Genomic DNA, 13,980 nt, shown 5'->3' with positions numbered 1-13,980 from the left:
CAGGAGAAACGCTATGTCTAAAACCTCGGTGAAATCTACTGCACTTGAACAACGGGTCAGCCTTGCTCAGCATGGTTTTGCGCCGTGGTCGATGCAGGTCGTCACCCGCTACGGATTACTGTTGTTATGTGTGCTGCTGGCGTTACTGTTTTCAGTACTGTCCCCGACTTTCGCATCCCTGCTCACCGTGCAGGCCATTCTGTCCAGTAAGGCCAAAATCGCCCTGCTGGCGCTGGCCGCCACCTTGCCGATGATTGTGGGCAAAATCGACCTGAACGTCGGTTTCGGGATCGTGCTGTGGCACATCCTGGCCATTACGCTTCAGGTGGAATACGGCTTTTCCTGGCAGATGGCGGTGCTGACAGTGCTGGTCTTGTCGGCGCTGTATGGCCTGCTGAACGGCATTCTGGTGGCGCTGGCGGATATCGACAGCTTCGTCGCCACGCTCGGTTCCGGCACGGTGCTTTATGCCATTGCGTTGTGGCACTCCGGCGGTCGCCAGATCGTTGGTGACTTACCGGATGCCTTTAGTGCGCTGCACAGTACCGAAGTGTTTGGCATTCCGATTGGTGCCTTCTATGTGCTGGGCCTGGCGCTGGTATTGTGGCTGATCACTGAGCACACGCCACTGGGAAGGTGCATGTATGCCGTGGGCGGTAACCCCGTCGCCGCGCGCCTCAACGGTATTGCCGTGAATAAATACGTGATCGGCGCGTTTATCGCCTCCAGTGTGATCACCGGCTTCAGCGGGGTGCTGATTGCGGCGGAACAGGGCGTCGGCCAGGCCAGCGTCGGGATGGATTACCTGCTGCCTGCGCTGGTCGGGGCTTTTCTGGGCAGTACCACCATTCGTCCGGGACGGGTAAACGTCTGGGGCACCGTGGTCGGCATCGCTATCCTGGCTATCGGGATTGCCGGTATTCAGCAGTTTGGCGGTGCGTTCTGGGTGGAGCCGCTGTTTAACGGTGCCACGCTGCTGCTGTCGATTACGCTGGCCGGCTACGCTCAGCGCCGCCGTATGTTGAATCAAAAAGCCGTCGTGCGCAGTCAGAGCACGCCGGCGACCACACCTGACTCACAGCAAAAAACCATCACACCAGGGAACTCATTATGAAAAATCCGGTATTTGGTCTTTCTCTCATCGCCATGCTGGTCGCCACCTTACCAGCCCATGCAGACAGCTATCTCGATCAGGCGACAGCGGCCGTGGCTAAAGCGACGGCCAGCGCCACGACCTGGGACGGTCCGACGACCGGGCCAACGCTACAGCCTAAAAAGAAACTGATCTTTATCGCCTCGGATATGAAAAACGGCGGTGTGCAGGGCGTTCAGCAAGGCCTGAGCGAAGCGGCGAAAGTGGCTGGCTGGACGCTGGATACGCTGGACGGCGCAGGCTCTGTCAAAGATCAACTGGCGGCGCTGAATCAGGCGATTGCCCAGCGCCCTGACGGTATCGTTATCGGCGGCTGGAACCCGAACGTCGCCAAAATGCCGCTGAAAAAAGCCCTGCAGCAAAAAATCGTGCTGATGGCCTGGCACGCAGAGCCTCAGCCGGGCCCGATTAAGCAGTACGGGATCACCGATAACATTACGTCCGATTCTAATGAGGTTGCCCGTCTGGCGGCGCAGTACGCCATTGTGAAGTCAGGCGGCAAAGCGCAGGTGATTATCTTCACCGACTCGCTGTACAAAATCGCGCTGGATAAAGCCAATGCGATGAAGCAGGAAATTGAGAAGTGCAGCGAGTGTAAAGTCATCGACTTTATTGACACGCCGCTGGCCGATACCTCTAACCGTATGCCGTCGCTGACCTTTAGCCTGTTACAGAAGTACGGTGACCGCTGGCAGTACTCACTGGCGATTAATGACCTTTATTTTGACTTTATGGCACCAGCGCTGAAAACCGCAGGGAAAGGCGGCAAAAACGCGCCGTATAACATCTCGGCAGGCGATGGCTCGGTGTCGGCCTTCCAGCGCATTCGCAATGGTGAAAGCCAGGTCGCGACCGTCGCTGAACCGTTGAAACTGCATGGCTGGCAACTGCTGGATGAGTTCAACCGCGCCTTCGCCGGACAGCCCCCGTCAGGCTATGTCACGCCTGCGCACCTGATTACACCGGAAAATATCAGCCGGGATGGCGGACCGCAGAACCACTACGATCCGGAAAACGGCTATCAGGACCATTACAAAGCTATCTGGGGCGTGAAGTAACGGAGGCCAGCATCATGCAGGTAGAAAAACTGTGCTCCCCTGCCACCTGGGCCGAAGGCCCAGTCTGGTTACCGGCGCTGGATGGGGTGGTATTTAGCGATGTCAAAGGCAACCGTATGTACTGCTGGCAGCGCAATGGCGAGCTGAGTATCTGGCGTCATCATTCTCACTATGCCAATGGCAATGCCCGCGACCATCAGGGACGCGTGGTCAGTTGCGAACACGGTCGCCGGGCTATCAGCCGGACAGAAACAGACGGTACGGTGAACGTGCTGGTGGATAAAGTCGAGGGCAAGCGGTTTAACTCGCCTAACGATCTGGCGATCCGCTCCGACGGCACCATCTGGTTTACCGATCCGCCTTACGGGATCGTCAGCGATCATGAGGGTTACCTGGCTCCCAGCCAGGTGATCGGCTGCTATCTCTACTGTTTTGATCCGGAAAGCGGGCAGCTCAGCATTGCCGCCAGCGATCTGCAGCGGCCAAACGGGCTGGCGTTCTCGCCTGATGAAAGCGTGCTGTACGTGGCGGACATGTCGGTGGTGGATTTCCCGACGCTCGGCCGCCATGAGCTGCGCACCTATAAGGTGGACGGTCGCACGTTGTCTGCAGGGCAATTTTTTGCCGATGTCTCACCCGGTTTCCCGGACGGATTTTGTGTGGATGCCAACGGCGATATTTACTGTAGTTGCGCTGACGGCGTGATTATTTTCGACAGCAGCGGAAACCGTAAAGGCAAAATCCCGATTCCTGAAACGGTATCCAACTGCACCTTTGGCGGACCGAATAATGATGAACTTTATATCACAGCCAACACTTCACTCTACCGGGTAACGCTGCGCTAACGCCCCTGCACAGGCAGGGCGAAAAGCAGAGCAAAACAGGTCAGCTGTCTCTCAGCTGACCGGCCTGACTGTGGCCGGAATCGGGCAAAAAAGCCCAAGATCACAGAAGTCAGAATTAATTACATCCTGTTGATTTAAATGAAATAATTTTTGAGTCATTTCTTTGACTCGCTGCATTTTTCCCCATAGCATTTAGTTGAAATGACATTCCACATTATGAAATAAGACGCGGGGAGTATCAGTCAGATGAGAATCAGCTATCAGCAGTTGTATCAGGAGTTTCTTCGCGTACTCCTCAGCCGCAACGTGCCTCAGGCCAAAGCCGAGGCCTGCGCGCGCATGTTTACTGAAACCAGTCTTAACGGCGTCTATTCCCATGGCGTTAACCGCTTCCCGCGTTTTATTCAGCAACTGGATGCCGGCCACATTATTCCCGATGCGGATGCGCAAAAAGTCCTGTCGCTGGGTGCGATTGAGCAGTGGGATGCGCAACGCGCCATTGGCAATATCACCGCCCATAGCATGATGGAGCGCGCGATGGCGCTGGCCACGGAACACGGCATTGGGCTGGTGGCCTTACGCAATGCCAATCACTGGATGCGCGGTGGCAGCTATGGCTGGCAGGCGGCGGAAAAGGGCTTTGTCGGCATCTGCTGGACCAACTCCATTGCCGTAATGCCGCCCTGGGGCGCAAAAAGCTGCGCGATCGGCACCAATCCGCTGATTATCGCGGTACCGGGCGAGCCGGTTACGATGGTGGATATGTCCATGTCGATGTTCTCCTACGGCATGCTGGAAGTGAATCGCCTGGCGGGGAAAAGCCTGCCGGTCGATGGCGGCTTTGATGATGAGGGCAACTACACCCGCGATCCGGCCACGCTGGAAAAAAACCGCCGCATTTTACCAATGGGTTACTGGAAAGGCTCAGCGCTGTCTGTGGTGCTGGATATGCTGGCCACCCTGCTCTCTAACGGCGCCTCCGTGACTGAAGTCACTCACGACAACGGCGATGAATTTGGCATTTCTCAGGTGTTTATCGCCATCGACGTCGATCGGCTCATTCCGGGCGAAACCCGCCAGCAAAAACTCGATCGTATTCGCGCATCCATCACCGGTGCGGAACCGGCTGACAGCACACAGGCGATTCGCCTGCCGGGTGACAAATTCCCGCCACTGCGTGAAGAAAACGAACGCCTGGGTATTCCGGTTGATGAGCGCGTCTGGGCGCGCATTCAGGCGCTACAGGAGAAGGCATCATGATTACCGGACACCTTGCCAATACCGATCCCCGTCACTATCCCGCCGCGATTGCTCATGCTCTGGCCTACCTCGCCGGTCATGATCTGGCAAACATGGCCGCCGGCCGTTATCAGGACGAAGAAACCGGCTGGGTCGTACAGGTGTTAGATCTGCACACGGTTCCCGCCGCAGAGAATTACCCGGAGGCGCACCGCTATCACATCGACGTGCAGTATCTGGTGGCAGGCGAAGAAGTGATCGGCGTCGCCACACAACCGCTGGATCTGGCGGTGCATCAGCCTTACGACAGCGAACGCGACATCGTTTTTTATCAACATGCCCCCGATGAAACCCTGGTACGGATGCTGCCCGGCACGTTCGCCGTATTTTTTCCTCAGGATATTCATCGTCCTAACTGCGCGGTCAGTCAGCCCGGTCCAATCCGCAAAGTCGTGGTGAAGATCCCCACGCGCGATCTGGTGTAAGGCAGGGAGGCACGATGAGCATCACCACAAGCGCTGTCAATCATGAAAAGGTCCCTGCACTGCGCTGGCTGCGGATCATTCCGCCGATTCTGATTACCTGCATCATTTCGTATATGGATCGGGTCAACATCGCCTTTGCGATGCCGGGCGGCATGGATGCTGAACTGGGCATCAGCGCCTCGATGGCCGGGCTGGCAGGCGGCATTTTCTTCATTGGCTACCTGTTCCTGCAGGTGCCCGGCGGCAGGCTGGCCGTTTACGGCAACGGTAAATGCTTTATTGGCTGGTCGCTGCTGGCCTGGGCGGTGATTTCCATACTGACCGGCATGGCCACCAGCCAGTATCAGCTGCTGGCGCTGCGCTTTGCGCTGGGGATCGCCGAAGGCGGCATGTTACCGGTGGTGCTGACGATGATCGGCAACTGGTTCCCGGATGCGGAGCGCGGTCGTGCAAATGCCATCGTGATCATGTTTGTGCCGATCGCCGGGATCATCACGGCTCCGCTCTCAGGCTGGATCATTACCGGCTGGGACTGGCGCATGCTGTTCTACGTGGAAGGCGCGTTATCTCTGGTCGTGATGGCCCTGTGGCATTTCACGATCAGTAACCGCCCGCAGGAAGCGAGATGGATTTCGCCAGCCGAAAAACACTATCTCATCACCACGCTGCATAACGAACAGCTGATGATCAAAGGGCAGAACGTGCGCAACGCCTCGCTGATGCGCGTGATGCGCGAACCGGTTATGTGGCGGCTGATTCTGGTCAATTTCTTCTATCAGACCGGCATTTACGGCTACACGCTCTGGCTGCCCACCATCCTGAAAGGACTGACGCACGGTAATGTGGAGCAGGTGGGCTTTCTGGCCATTCTGCCCTACGTCGGGGCGATCGTCGGCATGTTTTTGTTTTCTGTTCTGTCGGACGCGACCGGACGGCGCAAGCTGTTCGTGGCGCTGCCGCTGGCCGGCTTTGCGCTGTGCATGGCGCTGTCGGTGTTACTGAAAGCGCATATCTGGTGGTCCTACGCGGCGCTGGTGGGCTGTGGCGTCTTTATCCAGTCTGCGGCGGGCGTGTTCTGGAGTATTCCGCCGCGCCTGTTTAATGCCGAGGTGGCTGGCGGCGCGCGCGGCCTGATCAACGCGCTGGGCAACCTGGGCGGCTTCTGCGGTCCCTACATGGTGGGCATTCTGATGGCGTTTTACAGCCGGGATGCCGGGGTTTACAGCCTTGCCATTTCACTGGCGATTGCCGCCCTGCTGGCGATGACGTTGCCCGCACGCTGCGATTCCCCTCAACAGGAGGCATTATGAAACGCTGGCTGGGACTGGACTGTGGCGGCACCTTTATTAAAGCCGGGCTGTACGATATACAGGGCCGCGAGCTGGCCGTCGCCCGGCAAAACCTGCCGGTTGTTGTACCGGAACCGGGTTATGCCGAACGCGATATGACGCTGCTGTGGCACCAGGCGGCAGCCGTCATCCGTGAGGTGCTGACCACCAGCGGCGAGGATGCGGCGTCGGTCGCCGGTATGGGCATTTCCGCACAGGGTAAGGGGCTGTTTCTGCTGGACAAACAGCACCGCCCGCTGGGCAACGGCATCCTCTCCTCCGACCGCCGCGCCCTGAGCCTTGTGCAACAGTGGCAACGGGAAGGCTTGCCGCAGAAACTCTATCCGCTGACCCGACAAACGCTGTGGACCGGCCACCCGGTGTCGCTGCTGCGCTGGATCAAGCAGCATCAGCCACAGCGCTATGCGGCGATTGGCAGCGTCATGATGGCCCATGACTATCTGCGTTTCTGTCTGACCGGCGAGCGGGCATGCGAAGAAACCAATATCTCTGAGTCCAATCTGTATGACATGCAGGCAGCCGACTGGTCGCCTGCACTGGCAGAGATGTCAGGTATCCCGGAGATAATATCGGCACTGCCGCCGATTATCGGCCCGACGCAGATTGCGGGCTATGTTACCGCCGGGGCCGCTGCCGAATGCGGTCTGCTGCCCGGTACGCCCGTCGTGGGCGGCCTGTTCGATGTGATGTCAACAGCGCTGTGCGCGGGCCTGAATGATGCGACGCGCCTGAACGCGGTGATGGGAACCTGGTCAGTGACCAGCGGCATTACCGACTGCATCAGCGATGAAGCAGACTATCCCTACGTTTATGGTCGTTATGCCATTGAGGGTCAGTACCTTATCCATGAGGCCAGCCCGACGTCGGCGGCCAATCTGGAATGGTTTTGTGACCAGTGGGGCATTAAGGACTACAGCCAGCTTAATGCGTGGGTAGCAGCGCTGGCCCCCGCCAGCAGCAGTGTGCTGTTTCTGCCTTTCCTGTATGGCACCAATGCCGGCGCCGATCTGCACGGCAGCTTTTTTGGCCTGCAGGCAGGTCACACGCGCGCCCATCTGGTTCAGGCCATCTACGAAGGCGTGGTGTTCTCACATCTGACGCACCTCAACCGTATTCTGCAACGTTTTCCTCAGGTTACCGCCCTGCGTCTGAGCGGTGGGCCTACGCGCTCTGCGCCCTGGATGCAGATGTTTGCCGATGCCAGCGGCCTGACGGTTGAAGTTCCGCAGATCAGTGAGAGCGGCTGTCTGGGCGCGGCGCTGGTGGCATTAACCGGTACCGGGGCTTATGCCTCACTCCAAGCGGCCCAGCAGGCCCTGGCCCCTGACATCGTGTGCTGGCAACCGGACAGCACGTGCTATGACCGCTACCAGCAAAAGTATCAGCGTTATCAACATCTGATTCGCGTCCTGCGCGACGCCCAGGGAGACCTGCCATGAGCCTGCCCTTACTCCAGCTGGCGCTGGATCACACCACGCTGGATGCCGCGCTCACTACCGCCCGGCAACTGCATCCGCATGTCGACATTATCGAAGCCGGTACGCTTTTGTGCCTGAGCTGCGGTGTTGAAGCCGTACGTCATCTGCGCCAGCAGCACCCGGAAAAAACGCTGGTCGCGGATTACAAAGTGGCGGATGCCGGCGGCACCCTGGCGGAGATGGCTTTTGCGGCAGGGGCTAACTGGATGACGGTGATCTGTGCCGCGCCGCTGGCAACCTTTGCCAGCGCGCTGGCGGTGGCGCAGCAGTACCAGGGGGATATTCAGATCGAACTGTTTGGCAACTGGACGCTGGATGATGCCCGGCAGTGGCGAAAGCTGGGTCTGACCCAGGCTATTTATCACCGTGGACGGGACGCACAGGCCAGCGGGCAACAGTGGAATCAGCACGATCTGGATACCATGAAAGCCTTATCAGACCTGGGTTTTGCCCTGTCCGTCACGGGCGGTATCACCCCGGATGACCTTTCTCAGTTTCGCGATATCGATGTGAAGGCGTTTATTGCCGGCCGCGCCCTGAGCGATGGCGAGAACGGCATTGCATGCGCCACCGCATTTCACCAGGCCATTGGCCGCCATTGGGGGACAGTATGAAACGCCTGCACCCGTTAGGGATTTACGAAAAAGCCCTGCCTGCGAATCTCACCTGGCCAGAACGTCTCGCGCTGGCCAAAGCCTGCGGGTTTGATTTTGTGGAAATGTCGGTCGATGAAACCGATGAACGGCTGGACCGGCTGAACTGGAGCAAAGAGCAGCGCCTGTCGCTGGTCAACGCGACCATCGAAACCGGCGTCACCATTCCTTCCCTGTGCCTGTCCGGCCATCGCCGCTTTCCCTTTGGCAGCCACGATCCGGCGATCCGCCAGCGCGCAGACGATCTGATCGATCAGGCCATCCAGCTGGCGAAAGATGTGGGGATCCGCACGATTCAGCTGGCGGGCTATGACGTCTACTACGAACCGCATGATGCAGGCACGGTCGCGCGGTTTGCCGAGGGCTTGTCACGCGCAGTGCAGCGCGCAGCAGCGGCGCAGGTGATGCTGGCGGTGGAGATCATGGATACCGAATTCATGAACGCCATCAGCAAGTGGAAAGCCTGGGAACAGCAGCAGGCTTCTCCGTGGTTTTCCGTTTATCCGGATGTGGGCAATCTCAGCGCCTGGGGCAATGACGTGACTGCCGAACTGACGCTGGGCATTGATCGCATCGCCGCCATTCATTTGAAAGATACCCAACCGGTCACCGCCCATTCGCCGGGGCAGTTCCGCGATGTGCCCTTTGGTGAAGGCTGCGTGGATTTCGTTGGCGTGTTTCGCACGCTCAAAGCGCTGAATTATCGCGGATCGTTCCTGATTGAGATGTGGACCGAGAAAGCCGAGGAGCCGGTTGCCGAGATCGTACAGGCACGGCGCTGGATTGAACAGAAAATGCAGGAAGGAGGCTTACTATGAGCATTGCCATGATGAAAGAGCAGGTGCTGGCGGCAAACCTGGCGCTGCCGCGCCACCATCTGGTGACGTTTACCTGGGGCAACGTCAGCGCCGTCGATCGTGCGCAAGGGCTGATGGCGATTAAGCCCTCCGGCGTGGAATACGACGGCATGACGGTAGACGATATTGTGGTACTGGAACTGGCAAGCGGCCGCGTGGTGGAGGGCACGAAAAAGCCTTCATCGGACACGGCCACCCATCTGGCGCTCTATCGGGCCTTTGAGGACATCGGCGGCATTGTGCACACGCATTCGCGTCATGCCACCATCTGGGCGCAGGCGGGCCAGGATCTGCCAGCCTGGGGCACCACGCACGCTGACTACTTCTATGGAGCCATTCCCTGCACCCGACTGATGACGGAGGCCGAAATTATTCACGATTACGAGCACAATACCGGCGAAGTGATTATCGAAACCTTCCGCTCACGCGGCATCAGCCCGACGGCCATTCCCGCCGTGCTGGTTAATGCTCACGGGCCGTTTGCCTGGGGGAAAGACGCAGATAATGCCGTGCATAACGCAGTCGTGCTGGAGGAAATCGCCTATATGGGGATTTTTTCCCGCCAGCTGACGCCTGATATCACCCGAATGCAGCAGCCGTTACTGGATAAACACTTTCTCAGAAAGCATGGAGCAAACGCCTATTACGGCCAGTAATTCTCTTCTTTTTACTCAGCGGGAGCGGTGAAAAATGAAAACAGGGTTTTATCTGACGTCCCCGGCCGATCGGCATTACGGTGCGGCGCTGTGGGCAGGGTTTTGGGGCGGTAACGTCGCCAGTTTTGTCAAATGGGGCACGGAGAATCCGTTTCCGCCCAGAACGCCGGACAGGGCAATTCCCCCCGCCGAGATGCTCCAGGATATGGGAATCAACGTCAGCAACCTGGTCTATCACTATTCCGGTCATGTGGTGAACTGGGGCGTGGCCGGTGTTCATCATATGTTCTCGATTTTCTTTGCCCTGCTCTACTGCGCCCTGGCCGAGATTATCCCGATCATTACGCTGGGTCAGGGCGTGGCGTTCGCCCTGATCATTACCGTGGCCTTTCACGCCGTGATCCTGCCCATAAACGGCTGGGCACCGCCCTTATGGCACCTGCCGCTGGCGGAAATTGCCTCGGAAACGCTGGGACATATTCTGTGGATGTGGACGATAGAAATCTTTCGGCGCGCCCTGGGTGGACACGTATCGCCGCGCCGTGCTGCATGAGTCTGTTGCGCATGTAAGTTATCAATTTTGGTTAAGAACCCTCTGAAATCCTGATGGCGCACTTTTCTCCTTGTGCGCCCAACAGCCTCGATCGCCGCGCTTTATTCAGCAAAAATACGCTATCGTTTGGAAATGTATTTTTCTGCCCGATAAACGGCGGTTGACCATTGTTAAGTCATTTTTACAATACGGCCTACGCTTAACCGTATCGGCTCGCCCGCGCGACTGCCGCTAATGAGTCAACCGACAGGCTGTAACATTCATGAAAATCGTCTCAATCCAGTATCTGCGCGGCCTTGCTGCGTTACTTGTGGTACTGGCGCACAACTCATCGCTGTTAGAGGGTCACTGGACCCGACACATTCCAGGCGCGCTGGGCGTGGACGTGTTCTTTATTATCAGCGGCTTCATCATGACCTTCATTACCCATCAGTTTAACGAAGCCCCGACCTCATTCATGGTGAAACGCTTTTTCCGCATCTGGCCGGTCTTCTTTGTCGTCTGGCTGTTGTCTTTCGCGGTGGTGTATCACGATCGCTCTCTTCACGATATGTCCTGTGCGCTCTATTTCTGTCTGCAGGATTACAGCAGCGCCGGACCGACGTTTGGATTCAGCGCGTTAGGGCCGCCCTGGACGCTGTCTTACGAGATCCTGTTTTACGCCGTTTTCACCGTAGCGATGTGCATCAACTACCGCTATCGCAGCTACCTTTGTGCACTAATTTTCATCGTCTCCAGTGTGGGATTTCAGCTTTACTACAACGGCAGTTTTGACTTTTCCTCACAGGTTTCGCCGCATCTGACGGTGACGCACTGGTGGCAGGCGTGGATTAAGTTAATCAGTAACACTATCTGTATGGAGTTCATCCTGGGGATGCTGCTGGCAGAATTGCTGGTGAAGCGTAAGCTACCGGAACTGGATAACAGAATGCGCCGACTGCTTCAGGCAGGGCTGGTGCTGGCGGTCATTACCGCCCTGATTACAGGACCTCAGCCCTTTGGCCTGCACGGCGGTTTCTGGCTGGCCGCCGCCATCATGATCATGACGGTGATGCTGAGCTACCGTGCCGACACCGGTCACAACCGTACGCTGATTTTCCTGGGGGATATCTCATATTCGCTGTATCTCATCCACTATCCGCTCATGGTACTGCTGATGAACAGCCTGGCAGATAAAGCCTGGACAGATAACCTTATGATTTTCGTACTGTCGGTCAGCGCCAGCGTGGCGCTGGCGTCGGTAATGTTTTTCTACATTGAAAAGCCCGCCATCAAAGCAGGTAAGCGCGTCGCCCGCTGGTTGTCTGCCCCGCTGACGCTGCATCGCAGTTCGTAATCCGGTAAACACAGTGGCCTGAACCGGTCACTGTGTTTGTTGTACTCAACACGCTGCCAGGATAACGGGCGTGAGGCTTGCCCGGCGCAACACCGGGCAAGAATACCGACTCAGAACAGCACGGAGTAGTTCAGACCAAACGTCCGTCCCCGGCCTTTGTACTGATACAGCGACGGTGAACCATAGGTCGGGCTGTAGTACAGCGGCGCGCGCTGGCCCCATACCGTGGTGTAATCACGATCCAGCAGGTTTTCCACGCTGAAGCTCAGCTTGCCGACAGGCAGTTCATAGCTGCCAATGAAATCAACAGTGGTGTAGCCGTTGATGTTGTAGCCCGCGTCGTCGCTGAGATTAAACGAGGTAGTGCTCTGCACCTTCAGGCTCCACGGATCCGGCGACCAGCCAACATAGGCGGTCGCTTTTGACGGGCTGGCGACTTTCACGTCATATTTTCGCCAGCTGCCATTCACTTTGGACTCGGTTTTGAGCACGTTGAAGTTCGCTCCGGTGCTCCAGTCGGTGTCCGGGATAAAGTAATCCACGGCCCCTTCCACCCCGTAAATGCGGCGCTTATCGTCAACCACGCTGATCGTCAGGTCCTGATTCTGCTGCACATTCTTGTCTGACAGCGAGTAATAGGCGCTGAGCTGCGTACGCAGATTATCGCCGGTATAGCGCCAGCCCAGTTCCCATGAATCGACTTTGATGCCCTGCAACTTGCTGGCATCCACATTAACGCTGTTGGTCAGCGGGAGATTGCCGTTAACCGCCCGGCCATAGGTGCCGCGCCCGTAATATTTGCCTGGATCGGGCAGCTCAACGCCCTGCGAGAAGTTAAACCAGGCCTGCTGCCGCGCCGTGATATGCATCAGGATACCGGCGTTATACAGGAAGTTATCGTAATCGGTAGAGCCGCCTGGAATCGCATCGGCCGAGCGCGCGGTACCGTTGGCAATCGCCTGCTGCTGAGCGTAACCGACGAAATCATCCACCTTGTTTTCGGTGTACTGATAGCGCACACCGCCACTCAGCGTAAACGTCTCATTGATGTCGTAGCTGGACTGCAGGAAGGTCGCCAGATTAGTAATGTCATAACCCGGATAACGGCCCGTGGTGTAGATGCTCTGGTTGTTCAGCCCGCCCGAGGCGGCCGACTGGCCCAGATCAAAGAACATCTGGTTGGAACTGAAACGCTCATGATCGGCGTCTACGCCGTAGGTCAGCTGCAGCCCATCGACCGGCTTACTGGTGATCGCCAGCTTACCGCCGTACTGATCGGTGTTCTGCTCTGAGGAGGACAAACTGGTGACGCGTCCGCCGGACACCGTGGGGAACGGATAAAACGCCAGTGACTCGTCCCGGTAGTAAACCTGCCCCACCAGCTCCTGACCAAGAAAATCAGTATTGGAGTACTGCAGGCTGACCAGATGGCGTTCGGTGCCGGGAAGGCGGTCGGAGTTCAGCCCTTTGCGGGTGTACGCGGTGCCTCCGCCCGTTACTGCGGAGAAGTTACGCCCAAGATAGAGGCCATAATCGTCATCGCCCTGACTTTTGTAGTACTGCGTGACCAGCTGCAGTTGCTGGTGGTCATCAATCTCCAGCGTGCCGGTGCCCATAATATCCAGACGATCGGAATACTGCAGGCCCGTCTGGGTATTGTCCATCAGCAGTGAGTCGCCCTTGCCATCATACCAGCCGCCAAACTTTTGGTAGGCAACGGACAGGCGTCCGGAGGCACGATCGGTGCCGCCGGAGAGGACAGCCGCCACGCGTTCATCATGGTCTTTGCTACTGTTGAATCCGGTTTTGGTGCCGGTTTCAAACTCAAACTGGGTCCCTGGCTGGCCTTTTTTGGTCACGATATTGATCAGGCCACCGGTACTGCCGCCGCCGTATAGCGAGGTGGAACCGGAGATCACTTCAATATGATCGATATTAAACGGATCGATGGAATCCAGCTGACGGCTGTCGGTACGCGAGGAGTTAAGGCGTACGCCATCTACCAGCACCACAATAGCGCGACCACGCATGTTCATACCGTAGTTGGTGCGGCCCTGGCTACTGACGTCCAGGCCCGGTACCAGCTGTGCCAGCGCATCTTTAAACTCTTTTCCGCCCTGGACCTGTTGCTCCAGTTCGGCCCCTTCAATCACCCAGGTGGTCTGTGCCATTTCCGCCACGGTGCGGTGCGTACGGCTGGCGGAGACAACCATTTCATTCTCACTGGTTTGCTGTGCCACCGCCGGTGCCATCATGGCTAATAACAGCGGATTAAGCAGCCAGATATTTTTGTTTTTAGTCTTCATCGTCGTTCCTGC

The 13,980-nt window shown here is 57.5% G+C and carries 13 protein-coding genes; 12 read left to right on the top strand and 1 reads right to left on the bottom strand.

What is annotated here, in order from left to right; genetic code table 11:
- Positions 1-13: 13 nt before the first annotated feature.
- From RAC60_RS16095 to RAC60_RS16040, 12 genes are all read left to right on the top strand, one after another.
- Positions 14-1,114, top strand: coding sequence for an ABC transporter permease (locus RAC60_RS16095; RefSeq protein ID WP_006121622.1), 1,101 nt, complete (start codon positions 14-16; stop codon positions 1,112-1,114).
- Positions 1,111-2,211: a substrate-binding domain-containing protein gene (locus RAC60_RS16090; protein ID WP_033739103.1), complete on the top strand. Its 1,101-nt coding sequence runs from the start codon at positions 1,111-1,113 to the stop codon at positions 2,209-2,211. The genes RAC60_RS16095 and RAC60_RS16090 overlap by 4 nt, the downstream gene beginning before the upstream one ends.
- 14 nt (positions 2,212-2,225) lie before the next feature.
- A complete protein-coding gene (locus RAC60_RS16085) occupies positions 2,226-3,056 on the top strand; it encodes an SMP-30/gluconolactonase/LRE family protein (RefSeq protein ID WP_006121624.1) in 831 nt (276 codons plus the stop codon).
- Between the two features lie 246 nt (positions 3,057-3,302).
- Positions 3,303-4,316, top strand: coding sequence for a 3-dehydro-L-gulonate 2-dehydrogenase (gene yiaK / locus RAC60_RS16080; protein ID WP_033739101.1), 1,014 nt, complete (start codon positions 3,303-3,305; stop codon positions 4,314-4,316).
- Positions 4,313-4,780 (top strand): YhcH/YjgK/YiaL family protein, encoded by a 468-nt coding sequence (locus tag RAC60_RS16075; protein WP_054634626.1) that lies wholly within the window; start codon positions 4,313-4,315, stop codon positions 4,778-4,780. The genes yiaK and RAC60_RS16075 overlap by 4 nt, the downstream gene beginning before the upstream one ends.
- Positions 4,781-4,794: 14 nt before the next feature.
- Entirely contained in the window at positions 4,795-6,090 is a 1,296-nt protein-coding gene (locus RAC60_RS16070; RefSeq protein WP_375094012.1) for an MFS transporter, read from the top strand.
- A complete protein-coding gene (locus tag RAC60_RS16065) occupies positions 6,087-7,568 on the top strand; it encodes an FGGY-family carbohydrate kinase (protein WP_039339013.1) in 1,482 nt (493 codons plus the stop codon). Before RAC60_RS16070 ends, RAC60_RS16065 begins: the two co-directional genes overlap by 4 nt.
- Positions 7,565-8,221 carry a 3-keto-L-gulonate-6-phosphate decarboxylase UlaD gene (gene ulaD, locus RAC60_RS16060; protein ID WP_162286140.1) on the top strand — a complete coding sequence of 219 codons (657 nt, stop codon included), beginning with the start codon at positions 7,565-7,567 and terminating at the stop codon, positions 8,219-8,221. Before RAC60_RS16065 ends, ulaD begins: the two co-directional genes overlap by 4 nt.
- The gene (locus RAC60_RS16055) at positions 8,218-9,078 is read left to right on the top strand and encodes an L-ribulose-5-phosphate 3-epimerase (protein ID WP_006121631.1); all 861 of its coding nucleotides are present in this window, start codon (positions 8,218-8,220) and stop codon (positions 9,076-9,078) included. Before ulaD ends, RAC60_RS16055 begins: the two co-directional genes overlap by 4 nt.
- Positions 9,075-9,773, top strand: coding sequence for an L-ribulose-5-phosphate 4-epimerase (araD, locus tag RAC60_RS16050; RefSeq protein ID WP_172913040.1), 699 nt, complete (start codon positions 9,075-9,077; stop codon positions 9,771-9,773). Before RAC60_RS16055 ends, araD begins: the two co-directional genes overlap by 4 nt.
- 34 nt (positions 9,774-9,807) lie before the next feature.
- The gene (locus RAC60_RS16045; RefSeq protein ID WP_058707847.1) at positions 9,808-10,326 is read left to right on the top strand and encodes a DUF1440 domain-containing protein; all 519 of its coding nucleotides are present in this window, start codon (positions 9,808-9,810) and stop codon (positions 10,324-10,326) included.
- 262 nt (positions 10,327-10,588) lie between these two features.
- Positions 10,589-11,662 carry an acyltransferase gene (locus RAC60_RS16040; RefSeq protein ID WP_033739089.1) on the top strand — a complete coding sequence of 358 codons (1,074 nt, stop codon included), beginning with the start codon at positions 10,589-10,591 and terminating at the stop codon, positions 11,660-11,662.
- A gap of 110 nt (positions 11,663-11,772) precedes the next feature.
- On the opposite strand, the gene iutA is transcribed toward RAC60_RS16040, so the two are convergent.
- Entirely contained in the window at positions 11,773-13,968 is a 2,196-nt protein-coding gene (gene iutA, locus RAC60_RS16035) for a ferric aerobactin receptor IutA (protein WP_375094011.1), read from the bottom strand.
- Positions 13,969-13,980 lie beyond the last annotated feature (12 nt).

This window comes from Pantoea sp. BR_17 (assembly GCF_041955125.1).
Lineage (GTDB): Bacteria > Pseudomonadota > Gammaproteobacteria > Enterobacterales > Enterobacteriaceae > Pantoea > Pantoea stewartii.
This window is presented reverse-complemented; position numbering and strand designations above follow the sequence as displayed.